Consider the following 13,507-nt stretch of genomic DNA (forward strand, 5'->3'; position numbering starts at 1 on the left):
CCCGCCCTCAACGCAGGCATGCAGCACCCATCCCACCAGAACCGCAGAACCGCTTGGCGCCGGCCCTGACCTGCAGGTCATGCACACAGCCATAGGCCATTGCAATCAAACGCCGCCTGCAGGATGCACGCAAGGCGGCGCGTCAATCACTGCTGCCGCCCGTTACCGCCTTCACACCAGCAGCCCCCACATCCACCGTAGCCCCAACCACCTTGGCCCCCACCTTCACCGTGGTGGCCGCCACGCTCACCGCCGCATCAGCCACAGCCACCACGGCGCAGCCTGTGCAGCACAGTGCCAAGACGGCAGATACCAGTGCGCGGCCTGTGCGAAATGCCATGTCGCTGGCCATCACGCCTGCGGCACGAACAGGGCCGGGTCCACCATGGCGCGGTTGAGCATCACACCCCAGTGCAGGTGCGGCCCGGTCACGCGGCCGGTGGCGCCCACGGCGCCCAGGCGCTGGCCGGCGGCCAGCACGTCGCCCACTTTGACGTCGACGGCGCTCAGGTGGCAGACCATGGAGAGCAGGCCCCGGCCATGGTCCAGCCACACGGTGCCGCCGTTGAAGAAATACTCACCCGTGTCGATCACGCGCGCTGGCAGGGGCGAGAGGATCGGCGTGCCCGTGGGCGCGGCGATGTCCATCCCGCTGTGCGGATTGCGCGCCTGGCCGTTGAACACCCGGCGCAGCCCGAACGAGCTGGAGCGGCGCCCCGGCACCGGCACGCGCATGCGCAGCGAATCCAGGGCCACGCCTGCGGGCTGCTCGGTGAAGGTGGCCATCACCAGGGCCTGGTGGTCGCGCTCGCGCTCGTAGCGTGCCTGGTCCTCGGACGACAGGTCCACCGTGCGCGGCGATACGGTGAGGTGCTGCTCCTTGTACTTCTTGGGCGACACGGTATAGGCCACCTGCCGGGGCGCACCGCCGCCGGCCGGCTGCACGGTGATGTGCGCAGGGCCCGGTGTGGCGGCCAGCGGTATGCCGACGATGGCCGTCCATTCGATGGCATCGCCCAGCACCAGCACCGGCACATCGCCCGCATGCGCTGCCGGCCGCTTGGCCGCTGGGCCGAGCGACAGGCGGGCCACGCCGCCCGGTACCTGCAGCGGCTGCGGCCACAGCGTGGGGGCGGGCGGTGCCTTGGCGTGCAGCGCGGGCGCATGCAGGGCCAGCAGGCCGCTGGCTGCGCCCAGCAACGCGGTGCGGCGGTTCATGGAAGAGGTCTCGGCAGGGAGGATGGCGTTGCGGATGGAATGGGGCACGGAAGTTCGGACCTTGGGCAAATCGATGGCGGGTAGACGGCGAAGCAGGCCGCCATTGTGCCGGGCCTTTGAAACGAAGTCGGCCTACATCGGCCCGCCAGGCCCCCACCCACAATCGCGCCATGAAAAAAACAGGTCGCACCCTGCGCATCGTCTTGCTCACCTTCGTGGCCACGGCCGCGCTGGTGCTCTTTGCCCTGAACTTCACGGCCGGCGAGAAAAAGGTGCAGCACCAGATACCGCGCCTGTACACCAGCGCCAGCCCGCAGTTCGAGCGTGCCATGGGCAGCCTGCTGGGCCCGGGCATCCTCCCCGGCAATGAGGTCAAGGAGCTGATCAACGGCGACCAGATCTTTCCGCCCATGCTCGCGGCCATCCGCTCGGCGCAAAAGAGCGTGACCTTCGAGACCTACATCTACTGGTCCGGCGACATCGGCAAGCAGTTTGCCGACGCGCTGGCCGAGCGCGCCCGCGCGGGTGTGGCGGTGCATGTGCTGCTCGACTGGGTGGGCAGCGCCAAGATGGAGGAGAGCTACCTGGCCGAGATGAAGGAGGCCGGCGTGCTCGTCGAAAAATTCCACAAGCCGCACTGGTACAACCTGGCGCGCCTGAACAACCGCACCCACCGCAAGCTGCTGGTGGTGGACGGGCAGGTCGGCTTCACCGGCGGCGTGGGCATCGCCCCGGAGTGGACCGGCAATGGCCAGGACCCCGACCACTGGCGCGATTCGCACTACCAGGTGCGCGGGCCCGCCGTGGCGCAGATGCAGGCCACGTTTCTGGACAACTGGCTCAAGGTCACGGGCAAGGTGGTGCACGGGGATGCGTACTTTCCGGCGATTGCACCCATCGCCTCGGGTGGCACCCAGCGCGCCCAGATGTTCTCGAGTTCGCCGTCGAGCGGCAGCGAGAGCATGCAGCTGATGTACCACATGGCCGTCACCGCGGCCGAGCGCAGCCTGGACCTGTCGGTGGCGTACTTCGTGCCCGACGACCTCACGCGCCAGCTCATGCTCGATGCCTTGAAGCGCGGCGTGCGTGTGCGCCTCATCACGCCCGGGCCGCACACCGACACCGAGACCGTCAAGGCCGCGTCGCGCGCCACCTGGGGCCCGCTGCTGGAGGCCGGGGCCGAGATCTACGAGTACCAGCCCAGCATGTACCACTGCAAGGTCATGATCGTGGACCAGCGCATGGTGTCGGTCGGCTCCACCAATTTCGACAACCGCTCGTTTCGCCTCAACGACGAGGCCAACCTCAATGTCTACGACGCTGCGTTCGCCGAGCGCCAGACGCGCGTGTTCGAGGAGGACCTGGCAAAGTCACGGCGCGTGACCTACGAGGAGTGGCTGAAGCGCCCGCTCAAGGAAAGGCTGGCCGAGCGGTTGGCGGCGTTGCTGGAGTCGCAGCTGTAGGCATCTTCGCCCAGGTCATGACATTTCATTCACAGCTGGTTACTTTCTCGGGGTGGCTGTAGGCGTGCAGGGCGTTACGCTTTCCTACAATCCCGCCGTCAAACAATAGGGAAGAGGGATTTTCATGGCGCAGCGGCGAAGCATTCTGGCGGGACTATCTGGCTGGCTCGGGGCTCTGATGGCGGGTGTTCCCGGTATGGCCGCTTCTGCGGCGGATGGTGCTACTGCAGGCAGGGCTGGCATTCACCCCTGGATCGAAGTGGGCGACAGCGTGGCGGCCGACGTGATCGTCGATGGCAAGGTGGTTGCGCAACTCGACCACAAGGCCACGCATCCGGGGCTCAAGAAGCCGCCCGCGTTGGTGTTCGCGCTGCCTGCGGGCCTCAAGCGCGTGCGTCTCAAGGGCACTGTCACCATCGGCGGCAAGGCCTCAGCGTTCGACAAGAGTTGGAAGGTGCGCGACATGGCGGCTTTCTCGGCCCCGCTGTACGACCAGGGCAAGCCCTGGATCGAGCGCATCCGTGGCCTGGCCAAGAAGCTGGAAGACAGCATCTCCATCGAGCCCGGCGACGGCGGTGCCAAGAAGAAGCCTGCCAAGGCCGCCTTCGCGGACCTGGAGAAAGCCATGGGCGTGCCGCTGCCCCCGTTGGTGAAGGTACTGGGCGACTGGCAGATCCAGATCGGTGACTCCAACTTCCTGCCGGCCGCCCAGATGGGCAAGGTCACCGATTTGCTGCTGGGCGATTGGGGCTACAAGCGCACCGGTGCGGATGGGCTCGACAAGATCCTTTCGCCCGCAGTGCGCGCCCGCTACGACCGCAGCCTGGCCGTGTTCGTCGAGGTGGGGGATGGGCTGGGCGCCCTGGCGTGGGACCCGGCGGGCGCCACGCCCGGCGAGCCGCCCAGCACCTGGGGCGACAAGGGCAATCCCGGTGCCCGGCCCGGCACGCCCAATGAAGGCGTGTGGTACTGGCTGCACCAGGATCACATCGCCAAGCCCGAGCTGCTGCTCGATGACGACTACCGCCCCAAGACCACCGAGGCCGCGCTGACCCATGTGCTCCAGCGCTTTGCGCTATCGGATCTGGACTCGCCCGAGGCCGACGACGAACTCGTGGTGGACACCGCCAACCCGCGCGCCAACCTGCTGCAGCTGCATTTCGACGGGCCGCGCAAGCCGCGCCTGTGGCTGCGCAGCTACGACTACCACTACAGCCTGTATTGAATTGCCATGCCGCCGCAGCGCGACCTCCATCGAGCGGAGGCAGCGCGCGGCGCCACGGAGTACATCAATGCGTGACGAACTCGTAGGTCACGGCTTCGCTGTCCACCATGTCGAGCACTTCGTGCAGCGCGTCGTCATCCTCGGGGCTGCTCCACAGCTCTTCGGGGTCGGTGGCGAACAGGGGCTCGATGGCGATGTCCATGAAGCGGCCATCCGGCAGGCTCAGCACGGGCGTGCCTTCGGAGGTTTCGACCAGCGACCAGTCCTCGGGGACGGACATTTCGACTTCGATGGTGACTTTGAGTTTTTTGGTCATGGTGTGTTCTCTGTTGGTGAATGCGGGCAGGGTAACCGCATTCGGCCCGGCGTGCGGTGACGGGGGTTGGATGGGTCGACTGCGGGCAGGCATTCCCCTGCGCAATATGGGGCTTGGACCTCTGGGGGCTGCCCCTTAGAATTTTCGACCTACAAGAGGGGAAGTTCGTTGGATCTCACACAAACGGCCGCAGACGCCGCACAGCAGCCGCACGCGCGCACGGCGCAGGCCATCATCCACAATGTCGAAAAAGTCCTGCAGGGCAAGCACCAGCAGGTGGAGCTGGCGCTCGCCGCCATCGTGGCCGGTGGGCACCTGCTGATCGAGGACGTGCCCGGCCTGGGCAAGACCATGCTGGCGCGCGCGCTGGCGGTGTCGGTGGGGCTGTCGTTCAAGCGCATCCAGTTCACGGCCGACCTCATGCCATCCGACATCGTGGGCGGGCCGGTCTACAACCCCAAGGATGGCTCGTTCACCCTGCGCCCCGGCCCGGTGTTCGCCAACATCGTGCTGGCCGACGAGATCAACCGCGCCAACCCGCGCGCCCAGTCGGCCCTGCTCGAATGCATGGAAGAGGGGCAGATCACGCTGGACGGGCAGACCCTGCCGCTGCCGGCCCCGTTCGCCGTGCTGGCCACGCAGAACCCCATCGACATGGCGGGCACCTACCCGCTGCCCGAGGCGCAGCTCGACCGGTTTTTGATCCGCCTGTCGCTGGGCTACCCTGATGCGGCGACCGAGGCGGGGCTGATCCAGAGCCAGCAGTACGCGCACCCCATCAGCCGGCTGCAGCCGGTGTGCGGGGCTGGCGATTTCGAGCGGCTGGTGGCGGCGGCGCACGAGGTGTCCATCACCCCCGAGGTGGCGCAGTTCATTGCGGCCATTGTGGGGTCCACGCGCAAACACGTCGACATCCGCTTCGGCGCCAGCCCACGCGGCACGCTGGGCCTGGCGCGCATGGCGCGCGCGCTCAGCTGCATCCGCGGGCGCAGCTACGTGGACCCGGCCGTGGTGCGCGAGGTGGCCGCGCCGGTGCTGGCACACCGCATCATCGAGCAGGGGCAGGGCGCCCAGGCCAAGGATGCGGCCGACATCGTCCAGGCGATCCTGATGCTCCAGCGCACGCCGGTCTGAGCCCCGGCATGGAACGCCTGCTCACCCGCTCGCGCGTGCTCATCGCGTTCTGCGGCACGCTGCTGCTGGCCGCGCTCAACCGCCGCGACCCCATGGTCTACGGCATGTTTTTGTTCCTCACCACCCTCACGGTGCTGGGCTTCGTACTGCCCTGGCTGTCGCTGCGCGGCATGTCCGTTCGCTTGAAGAACGACGGCGTGGCAGAGGTGCAGGAGGGTGCTGCCTGCGACCTGGGCCTGGTGGTGGAGCGCAGCGTGCGCTGGCCCGCCTTCATGGTCGATGTGGAGACCGAATGGGAATGGGCCGGCCACCGCATGGTGCTGCGCCAGACCGTGCCGGTCATCCGCAAGGGCGCCGCCCCGGTGCTCGGGCGTCTGGCGCGCTTTTCTTGCCGGGGCCACTACCGGCTGGTGGCGGTGCGGCTGGCCAGCGGCTTTCCGCTGGGGCTGCTGCAGGCGCGGCGCAGCATGCCGCAGCAGCACACGGGCATTGCCGTGCACGTGCTGCCCCTCCCCCAGGCCGTGCACTGGCCACTGCCGTGGAGCGTGTCGCCCGACGCCTCGGGCACCCTGGCCACGCGCCACACGGGCCAGTCGTTCGAGCTGGGCCTGCTGCGTGAATACCAGCAGGGTGAATCAGTGGGCCGGGTCAGCTGGCGCGCATCGGCCCGCGTGGGCGAACTGGTGATTCAGCATTTCCAGCAGATGGGCGCGCTGGCCCTGCGCCTTGTGGTGCATGCACCCGGGGCGCCTGCCCTGGGCGACCCGCGCAGTGCGGGCGAGCAGGCCATCCGCCTGGCGGCCGGCGTGTGCGATGCGGCGCTGGCCCAGGGCGCCAAGGTCGTGCACTACCCGGCGGCCGATGGCGAGGCCAAGGACAGGCCCCCCGTGCAGGATGCAGCGCTGCTGCGCCAGGCCCTGGCCTCGGCCCTGCCCAGCAGCCCCGAACAACTGCGCCAGGCCTGTGCCCGCGTGGCCGCCGACGCCCGCGCGGGCGAGCAGATCGCCCTGGTCGTGCCGGGTGACCTGGCCGTGGCAGATATGCAGGCAGCGCTGGCTGAACTCGCGCGCCTGCCATGCACGGTGGTGGCCTGCATTGCCCTGGGGCCCAAAGGCGCCCTCACGCACCGGGCCAACGCGGAGCAGTTGCGTGCGGTGGCAGCGCAGGCCGGCGTGGCCACGGTGCTGCAGGAGGCGCCATGAAACAGCCGGCACCCCACGCCACCGCCGCCCGCAAGGCGCGCAAAGTGCCCCCGCAAGAGCCGCCATCCCCACCGCTGCGCAGCAGCGGCACCATCGTTTTTGCCGGCCTGTGCTACCTGTTTACCGGCTTTGCGTTCTCGTACGTGGACCGTGGCCGCATGGCCTTTGGCGTGTTCTGTGCGCTGTGGCTGGCGTGGGCGGTGCTGGGCTTCGGCGCGGGCGTGCTCAACCGGCGTGGTGGCGAAGGCGCGGGCCGCGGGCTGTGGCGGGGCATGGCCCTGGTGGGTGTCGTGCTCGCGCTGCTCCCGGGCTTTCTGCTGTACCCGTTTGCCCGCTGGGTCTGCCTGGTGCTGATGGTCGTCATGGGCGCGCGTGCCGCCCAATTGCGTACGCGGCGCGACCTGTACTTCACGATGACGGTGGTCTTCACCGTCTGCTTTCTGACCACCACGCACTATGCCGCCGACTGGAGCCTGTGGTTCTACCTGGGCCCTGCGTGGCTGTTCGGCGCGCTGGCGCTGGCCTGGCTGCATGCCGAAGGCGTGGACCTCTCGCGCTGGACCCAGTTGTCCATGACCACGGGCTTTGTCGCCGTGTCGTGCGTGATTGCGGCCTGCCTGTTCCTGTTCGTGCCGCGGCCTCCGGTGCTGGGCTTTGGCTTTCTGCCCGGTGGCGACGTGCCGGGCCTGTACGAGCCGCCTTTCGGCAACCAGGCCGACGGCCGCGGTGAGCAACGCGCCGGGGGGCCGGGCGGTAGCGCGGGCAACGGCAGTGCGGGCAACCAGGGTGGTGGTTGGGGCGGCGCTGCGCGCCCTGGCCAGTCGCGGCCCCGGCCTGGCCCGCCGCCTTCGCCGTGGGACCGCATGCTCGACGGCATGCGCGATGCCGGCCGCGACCCGTTTGCACCGCAGTGGCAGCGCGGCACCATCAACGGCGCGCTTGACGCAGCCCAGGCGCTGCGCAACTGGTTGCGCGGCAGTGGGCCGTCTGCCTCGTCACCCGGGGGCTCTGGTGGCACGGGGGAGCCGGGTGACCCGCAGGCCGCGCCGCCATCGGGTGGTGAAGCCGGTGTAGGCAACCCGCTGGTGCTGCTGGCCATGGCGCTGGCGGCCTGGCTGCTGTGGCGCTACCGCTACCGCTGGGCGCCCCGCCTGGCACTAGCCGTGGCATGGGGCCTGTCGCGCTGGTTTCCCGAGCGGTCGATGCAGGTGTCGGCACGCGCCCTGACCTGGTGCTTGCGTGCCCGCCGCCACCTGCCGCTGCCCGGCCAGTCCGTGCGCGAACACTGGTCGTCTGCACCCGGCCTGGCACCGCTGGCCCACCAGTGGACGCAGCGTGCTCTGGAAACCTACTGCGCCACGCGCTTCGGCGGCGTGCCTGCCACGCGAGCGCGCGCCCTGCGCCTGCGGGAGGACGTGCTGGGCGCGGCCGAGGTCATGAACGGGGCAATGCCCGAGCTCAGCCGCTGACGGACTCGTTGACGGACTTGCACCGCGCGCGGTGCCGGCCGGCAGGCGGGCACGAACTCTGCATGCAGTGCCTGCTGCTGTATCCTTTTGTTGCGAACCGCCCGCGCAGACGGTGGCGGTAGCACACAGCCGTACCCTCTACCTTCCCCTTTCGGAGTGCCCTGAAATGATCGCCAAGAAACTACTTGCCGTGGCCGTGACCGCCGTGGTCGCCACCTTTGCCCTGAGCCACACCGCCCAGGCCGGCCCGCGCCTGGACAAGATCATGGAAACCAAGGTGCTGCGCGTAGGCACCCCAGGCGACTACCGCCCGTTTGCCATCAAGACCGACGCAGGTCTTTCTGGCCACGACATCGACGTGATCGAAGCCATGGCCAAGGAACTGGGCGTGAAGATCGAGTACGTGCAGACCTCCTGGCCCAAGCTCATGGCCGACCTGCAATCCGACCAGTTTGACATCGCCGTGGGCGGCATCACGCGCAACGTGGCGCGCATCCGTTTGATCGAAATGCTGCCGGGCTACGCGCCCTTCGGCAAGGTGGCCCTGGTGCGCTCGGCCGACAAGGCCAAGTACACCACCGTGGACGACCTCAACAAGCCCACTGTGCGCGTGATCAAGAACCCCGGCGGCACCAACGAAACCTTCGTGCTGCAGAACCTCAAGACCGCACAGGTGAGCACGCACGATAAGAACGCCGAGATCCCCGCGCTCATCGCCGAAGGCAAGGGCGACGTGATGATCACCGAGACCTATGAAGCCCTGGTCTACAGCAAGGCCGACCCGCGCCTCTTCGCCGCCTTCATCGACGCACCGCTCACGCCCAAGAGCTACCTGGGCTTCATGCTGCCCAAGGACGATGCGGACTACACCCGCGTGATGAACTTCGTCTGGGGCCAGATCGACAGCCGGGGCATCCTGAAAGGTGCCTCGGACAAGTGGCTGAAGTAGTAAGCCGCTGATTCACCGGGCTCGCTAAAGCCCGGTGTGCCGTGCCATCAGGCCTGGGCAATCACCTGGGCGCGATAGCTCTCGCTGCCCTCGGCCCAGCCCAGCAGGCGGTCGATGTTGGGGTGTTTGCCCGGAAAGGCCTTGGCATCGGCCACATGCTCGCCATACCACTCCAACCCCAGCCGCGCCGCTGCCGGCGTGATGCTGCCGCCATACAGCGCAGCCAGCGCGGCATACACCACCAGCGAACCGGTCTGGCCGGGCTTGTTCTCGATGGTGGCAAGCACCTCGCCATCGGCGCCCAGCAATTGCAGGGCGGCGAGGTGGGAGGCGGAGGGGAGTTGCTGGAGGCGTGCGGCGAAGTTCATGAGGATAGACAAAGATCGAGGCGAGCATGGCCCGCCTGCGCTTGGTTGGAAAAGACCGCCGATCTTAAAACCCCCGCGCCTTCCTCAGTGCTTGGTTGGTGCCTTCATGGAGTCGTCCACCGGCGTCTCGGTGTGCATCACGCACTGCCAGCGCCCTTCGGCCTGGATCCAGGTGGAGCTGTCGTGCATCACCTGTTCGATGCTCTTTGCCTTATCGCCGCGCGGCGCCACGCCCTGCTTCACGCGGTAGGTCAGGATGCCCATCGCTTCGGTCGGGAACACCACCTGCATGTCGCTGAACTCAAAGGCGGTGACCACCATCGGGCCTTCCTTGGCCATCTTGCCGTACATGGCGCGGTCGAATTGGAGCGCACCGTGGCTGCTGACCATCATGGCGGGCTCGGCCAGCAGCTCGGTGGCGGCACCGACGTTCTCGTCGACCATGGCTTGCCAGAATCGGGTTTCCAGATCGATGAGCGTCTGGCGAGGTGCGGTTGTCGTAGGCATAGGGACCTCCGTTGTTTCATTAACAAGGGGCCATGGTGCCGCTGGCGTGGTCAGGCCGGTATCGGCTGAGTGCGAAGCGTGGGGTAGGGAAGGGCTGACAGTGGGCACTCCGCCATCACGCGGGGGCCTTTTGCGGGGCTTGGCGCAGGCTGACGTACTCCTCTGGGCTGACGTGCTGCACCTTGCCCTCCACAGTGATCACCATATGGGTGTTTGCCTTGCGCGCGTCTTCTGCTGCACGCAGGCCTGCCCTGGCAAGCGCCGCCAATGCAGCCTGGGCCAGGTCATCGGTTGGGGCGAGACTGTCGACAGTCGGTGTGCTCATGGATTGGTTCCTTGGTCCAGCAACGAAGGCTGGCGGTGCTGGTTGTCATAAAGAAACCAGGCACCGACGATGGGCTGGTAGGTGTGGGTCAGATGGAACAACCCCGCATCAAACCGCCGCTTCACGACCTCGTCAGGGATGTTATGCCCGCCCTGCGACACCCGCAAGCGCACCCGCTCGATGGCCATGTCCGCACTGGGCAGTTGAAGGAAAATGAGGATCACCCGGTAGCCCAGATTGCGCCAATGTCGGATCTTGGTGGCATAGATGCGGCCGGACAGGGTGGTTTCCAGCGCAAAGCTGCGCCGGTGGGTCACATGGTCGTCGATTTCCGCCAGCATGATGCGCCCCGCCTTGAGGGCGGCTGCCTCAGGTGCAAAGGGCGACAGGCCCGCCGCGATCAGGTCCGCATTGACAAATGCAGGGCATCGAGCCTCCATCGGCAGGAACTCGCGCGCGAACGTCGTTTTGCCCGCGCCATTGGGCCCGGCAATGATGATGGCACGGGGCCGTGCTTCGGTGGTGGAGTGGTCGGTCACAGATGGATTGTGCCTCCGTGGCGTCAAGACCATGGTGCCTCAAAAGCACAAAGGCGCCCATGGCGCCTTTGTCTAGGTGAAGCTTATTTCCCCCACGAATCCTTCAACCCCACCGCCAGATTGAACACCGGCTTGCCCGGCTCGTGGTCCAGCCGGTCGGCAACGAAGTAGCCGTGGCGTTCAAACTGGAACTTGTCGTCCGGCATCGCGTTGGCCAGCGAGGGTTCCACGATGGCGGTCACCGTCTTCAGGCTGCTCGGGTTCAGGCCTTCGATGAAGTCCTTGCCACCCGCGTCGGGCTGGGCTTCGAGGAACAGGCGGTCGTACATGCGCACTTCGGCATTCACGCCGTCGGCCACGCCCACCCAGGTGATGGCGGCCTTGACCTTGACGCTGTCGGCGCCGGGGGTACCGCTCTTGGTGTCTGGCACCACGGTGGCCAGCACTTCGGTGATCTTGCCGTCGGCATCCTTGGCGCAGCCGGTGCACTCGATGACGTAGCCGCCCTTGAGGCGCACTTTGTTGCCGGGGAACAGGCGCTTGTAGCCCTTGGGGGGCACTTCTTCAAAATCTTCGCGCTCGATCCACACCTCTTTGCCGATGGTGAAGTGGCGCTCGGGGCTTTCCACGCCTTCGGGCGGGTGGGGCAGCGAGGGCAGGGTGCAGGGCTCCAGGTGGCCTGCGCCCATGACCTCGTCCCAGTTGGTGAGCACCAGCTTGACGGGGTTGAGCACGGCCATGCCGCGGAAGGCCTTGAGCTCCAGGTCTTCGCGCAGGCAGCCTTCCAGGGTGCTGTAGTCGATCCAGCTGTCGCTCTTGGTCACGCCGATGCGATCGGCAAACACCTGCAGCGATTCGGGCGTGTAGCCGCGCCGGCGCAGGCCAACGATGGTGGGCATGCGCGGGTCGTCCCAGCCGCTCACCTTATGGTCGTACACCAGCTGGGCGAGCTTGCGCTTGCTGGTGATCACGTAGGTGAGGTTCAGGCGCGAGAACTCGTACTGGCGCGGGGGCGGGTTGCCCAGCAGACCACCTTCGGTGAGGCGCTCCAGCAGCCAGTCGTAAAACGGGCGCTGGTCTTCGAACTCCAGCGTGCACAGGCTGTGGGTGATCTGCTCCAGCGCATCCTCTATGGGGTGGGCATAGGTGTACATCGGGTAGATGCACCAGGTATCGCCGGTGTTGTGGTGCGTTGCGCGGCGGATGCGGTAGATCGCCGGGTCGCGCATGTTGATGTTGGGGCTGGCCATGTCGATCTTGGCGCGCAGCACCATGGACCCGTCTTCGTGCTCGCCATCGCGCATTTCGCGAAAGCGCTTCAGGTTTTCGGCCGGCGTGCGGGCGCGGAAGGGGCTGTCGACGCCCGGTTTGCCGAAGTCGCCGCGGTTGGCGCGCATCTGCTCCACGGTCTGCTCGTCCACGTAGGCGTGGCCGGCCTCGATCAGGATTTCGGCGGCGCGGTACATGAAGCCGAAGTAGTCGCTGGCCTGGTAGGGCGCGGCGTTGGGGCTGCCGTTCCAGTCAAAGCCCAGCCATTTGACGGCATCGATGATGCTGTTGACGTACTCGGTGTCTTCTTTTTCGGGGTTGGTGTCGTCAAAGCGCAGGTGGCACACGCCGCCGTAGTCGCGCGCCAGGCCAAAATTGATACAAATGCTCTTGGCGTGGCCAATGTGCAGGTAGCCATTGGGTTCGGGCGGGAAGCGCGTGCGGATCTTGGCCGGGTCGGGCTGGCCCTTGGCGTGGTGTGCAGCATCGCCCGGCGTGCCACCCCATTGGCGGCTGGCATAGGTGCCCTTGTCGAGGTCGCTCTCGATGATCTGGCGCAGGAAGTTGCTCGTCTTGGCGGTCTCAGGGGCCGCTTCGGGGGCTGCGGCAGGGGTGTTGGCTGGGGTGGACGTGGTCATGGGGCCATTTTATGGGCAGGCCGGGCCGCTTGCTGCGGTGCAGCGCGGCCAGGGGCGCCAGGGGGCTGGCTGCACGCTGCAGCCTGGGCCCTCTGTGCCCGATTTGTAACTCCACGGGTCCCCCAAAAATGGTCTGTGGGCGCCTGCAACAGCCTGCCGGCCCCTACGCTGAAACGTTTTGGTGTGAACTATTGCGCAGGAGTGCGCACTCACGTGTACGTAAAGAAACAATAAAGATGGTGTTTCGTGCCATCCTTTCGGACATCTGGTGCGTTGAGTACCAGTGAGGCGAATCCCAACCAAGGGTGCCGCCTCCACTACCAGGAGATTTACATGACGAAAACCCGTTCTATCCAGTCCATGGCCGCCGCCGCTGGTGTGGCCCTGGCGCTCTTTGCAGCCGCCGGCTCCGCCCAGGCCCGCAGCGATGTCAACTGGTCGATAGGCCTGAGTTCGCCAGGTGTGGTGGTGGGCGTGGGCAACGGCTACCCGGTGTATTCCGCACCCGTGTACTCGGCCCCAGCGCCCGTGTACTACGCACCGCGCCCGGTGTACCAGGCTGCGCCCCCCGTTTACTATGCGCCCCCAGCGCCTGTGTACTATGCGCCGCCCCCACCCCCGGCCTACTACTACCGCGGCGGTGGCTACGGCCATCACCACCACGGCCACGGCGGTCGTGGTCGCTGGGACCGCTGATCCCGGCTTGACGAGGCCCTGAAAGGGCTTCGCCCGGACCCGGCGCTGCCACCCTGTGTGGTACGCCTGGGTGCTTGGGGCGGCGGTGGCGGGCACCGCATAATCCCGCGTTGGCAGGAAGAGTTTTTGGCGCTTCCACCACGGCTTGCCTGGCATATGGTCGGCAAGCCCATCCCAACGCCCGGAGAG

General features: G+C 67.1%; 15 protein-coding genes. 7 read left to right on the forward strand and 8 right to left on the reverse strand.

From position 1 onward, the window contains the following. Positions 1-142: 142 nt before the first annotated feature. Together ASE31_RS00005 and ASE31_RS00010 are read right to left on the reverse strand one after the other, a co-directional pair. Positions 143-340 carry a hypothetical protein gene (locus tag ASE31_RS00005; RefSeq protein ID WP_057199589.1) on the reverse strand — a complete coding sequence of 66 codons (198 nt, stop codon included), beginning with the start codon at positions 338-340 and terminating at the stop codon, positions 143-145. 11 nt (positions 341-351) lie between these two features. Further along, positions 352-1,218, reverse strand: coding sequence for a peptidoglycan DD-metalloendopeptidase family protein (locus ASE31_RS00010; RefSeq protein ID WP_082603943.1), 867 nt, complete (start codon positions 1,216-1,218; stop codon positions 352-354). Positions 1,219-1,388: 170 nt separating this feature from the next. Between ASE31_RS00010 and ASE31_RS00015 the strand changes: the two genes are divergently transcribed. Beyond that, positions 1,389-2,681, forward strand: a complete 1,293-nt coding sequence (locus ASE31_RS00015) for a phosphatidylserine/phosphatidylglycerophosphate/cardiolipin synthase family protein (RefSeq protein ID WP_057199493.1) — start codon at positions 1,389-1,391, stop codon at positions 2,679-2,681. 196 nt (positions 2,682-2,877) lie between these two features. After that, entirely contained in the window at positions 2,878-3,906 is a 1,029-nt protein-coding gene (locus ASE31_RS00020) for a hypothetical protein (RefSeq protein ID WP_235514156.1), read from the forward strand. Between the two features lie 64 nt (positions 3,907-3,970). On the opposite strand, the gene ASE31_RS00025 is transcribed toward ASE31_RS00020, so the two are convergent. Beyond that, a complete protein-coding gene (locus ASE31_RS00025) occupies positions 3,971-4,222 on the reverse strand; it encodes a hypothetical protein (RefSeq protein ID WP_057199495.1) in 252 nt (83 codons plus the stop codon). A 168-nt stretch (positions 4,223-4,390) separates the two neighbouring features. Between ASE31_RS00025 and ASE31_RS00030 the strand changes: the two genes are divergently transcribed. From ASE31_RS00030 to ASE31_RS00045, 4 genes are all read left to right on the forward strand, one after another. Further along, positions 4,391-5,356, forward strand: a complete 966-nt coding sequence (locus ASE31_RS00030; protein WP_057199496.1) for a MoxR family ATPase — start codon at positions 4,391-4,393, stop codon at positions 5,354-5,356. A gap of 8 nt (positions 5,357-5,364) precedes the next feature. After that, positions 5,365-6,558 (forward strand): DUF58 domain-containing protein, encoded by a 1,194-nt coding sequence (locus tag ASE31_RS00035; RefSeq protein WP_057199497.1) that lies wholly within the window; start codon positions 5,365-5,367, stop codon positions 6,556-6,558. Further along, positions 6,555-8,027, forward strand: a complete 1,473-nt coding sequence (locus ASE31_RS00040) for a DUF3488 domain-containing protein (RefSeq protein WP_057199498.1) — start codon at positions 6,555-6,557, stop codon at positions 8,025-8,027. Before ASE31_RS00035 ends, ASE31_RS00040 begins: the two co-directional genes overlap by 4 nt. Positions 8,028-8,193: 166 nt before the next feature. Next, positions 8,194-8,976, forward strand: coding sequence for a transporter substrate-binding domain-containing protein (locus ASE31_RS00045; protein ID WP_157412261.1), 783 nt, complete (start codon positions 8,194-8,196; stop codon positions 8,974-8,976). A 47-nt stretch (positions 8,977-9,023) separates the two neighbouring features. Here ASE31_RS00045 and ASE31_RS00050 read toward each other — a convergent pair whose 3' ends face one another. From ASE31_RS00050 to ASE31_RS00070, 5 genes are all read right to left on the reverse strand, one after another. Then, complete coding sequence (locus tag ASE31_RS00050) at positions 9,024-9,344, reverse strand: DUF2322 family protein (protein ID WP_057199499.1); 321 nt, start codon at positions 9,342-9,344, stop codon at positions 9,024-9,026. 84 nt (positions 9,345-9,428) lie between these two features. Next, complete coding sequence (locus ASE31_RS00055) at positions 9,429-9,851, reverse strand: nuclear transport factor 2 family protein (RefSeq protein ID WP_057199500.1); 423 nt, start codon at positions 9,849-9,851, stop codon at positions 9,429-9,431. A 115-nt stretch (positions 9,852-9,966) separates the two neighbouring features. Continuing rightward, on the reverse strand, positions 9,967-10,176 hold the full coding sequence (locus tag ASE31_RS00060; RefSeq protein WP_057199501.1) for a hypothetical protein: 210 nt from the start codon (positions 10,174-10,176) through the stop codon (positions 9,967-9,969). Beyond that, positions 10,173-10,715 (reverse strand): zeta toxin family protein, encoded by a 543-nt coding sequence (locus ASE31_RS00065; protein ID WP_057199502.1) that lies wholly within the window; start codon positions 10,713-10,715, stop codon positions 10,173-10,175. Before ASE31_RS00065 ends, ASE31_RS00060 begins: the two co-directional genes overlap by 4 nt. 83 nt (positions 10,716-10,798) lie before the next feature. Further along, a complete protein-coding gene (locus ASE31_RS00070; RefSeq protein ID WP_057199503.1) occupies positions 10,799-12,622 on the reverse strand; it encodes a glutamine--tRNA ligase/YqeY domain fusion protein in 1,824 nt (607 codons plus the stop codon). Between the two features lie 333 nt (positions 12,623-12,955). On the opposite strand from ASE31_RS00070, the gene ASE31_RS00075 reads away from it, so the two are divergent. After that, on the forward strand, positions 12,956-13,318 hold the full coding sequence (locus ASE31_RS00075; protein WP_057199504.1) for a hypothetical protein: 363 nt from the start codon (positions 12,956-12,958) through the stop codon (positions 13,316-13,318). The last annotated feature ends 189 nt before the right edge of the window (positions 13,319-13,507 follow it).

This window comes from Acidovorax sp. Root217 (assembly GCF_001428645.1).
In the GTDB taxonomy this organism is placed as follows: Bacteria; Pseudomonadota; Gammaproteobacteria; order Burkholderiales; family Burkholderiaceae_C; genus Acidovorax.

Excerpts from the sequence above, each read along its gene's own strand:
- ASE31_RS00025 (WP_057199495.1), bottom strand. The coding sequence starts at position 4,222 with ATGACCAAAAAACTCAAAGTCACCATCGAAGTCGAAATGTCCGTCCCC.
- ASE31_RS00015 (WP_057199493.1), top strand. The coding sequence starts at position 1,389 with ATGAAAAAAACAGGTCGCACCCTGCGCATCGTCTTGCTCACCTTCGTG.
- ASE31_RS00070 (WP_057199503.1), bottom strand. The coding sequence starts at position 12,622 with ATGACCACGTCCACCCCAGCCAACACCCCTGCCGCAGCCCCCGAAGCG.
- ASE31_RS00020 (WP_235514156.1), top strand. The coding sequence starts at position 2,878 with ATGGCCGCTTCTGCGGCGGATGGTGCTACTGCAGGCAGGGCTGGCATT.
- ASE31_RS00035 (WP_057199497.1), top strand. The coding sequence starts at position 5,365 with ATGGAACGCCTGCTCACCCGCTCGCGCGTGCTCATCGCGTTCTGCGGC.
- ASE31_RS00075 (WP_057199504.1), top strand. The coding sequence starts at position 12,956 with ATGACGAAAACCCGTTCTATCCAGTCCATGGCCGCCGCCGCTGGTGTG.
- ASE31_RS00005 (WP_057199589.1), bottom strand. The coding sequence starts at position 340 with ATGGCATTTCGCACAGGCCGCGCACTGGTATCTGCCGTCTTGGCACTG.
- ASE31_RS00010 (WP_082603943.1), bottom strand. The coding sequence starts at position 1,218 with ATGAACCGCCGCACCGCGTTGCTGGGCGCAGCCAGCGGCCTGCTGGCC.
- ASE31_RS00060 (WP_057199501.1), bottom strand. The coding sequence starts at position 10,176 with ATGAGCACACCGACTGTCGACAGTCTCGCCCCAACCGATGACCTGGCC.
- ASE31_RS00050 (WP_057199499.1), bottom strand. The coding sequence starts at position 9,344 with ATGAACTTCGCCGCACGCCTCCAGCAACTCCCCTCCGCCTCCCACCTC.
- ASE31_RS00040 (WP_057199498.1), top strand. The coding sequence starts at position 6,555 with ATGAAACAGCCGGCACCCCACGCCACCGCCGCCCGCAAGGCGCGCAAA.
- ASE31_RS00055 (WP_057199500.1), bottom strand. The coding sequence starts at position 9,851 with ATGCCTACGACAACCGCACCTCGCCAGACGCTCATCGATCTGGAAACC.
- ASE31_RS00045 (WP_157412261.1), top strand. The coding sequence starts at position 8,194 with ATGATCGCCAAGAAACTACTTGCCGTGGCCGTGACCGCCGTGGTCGCC.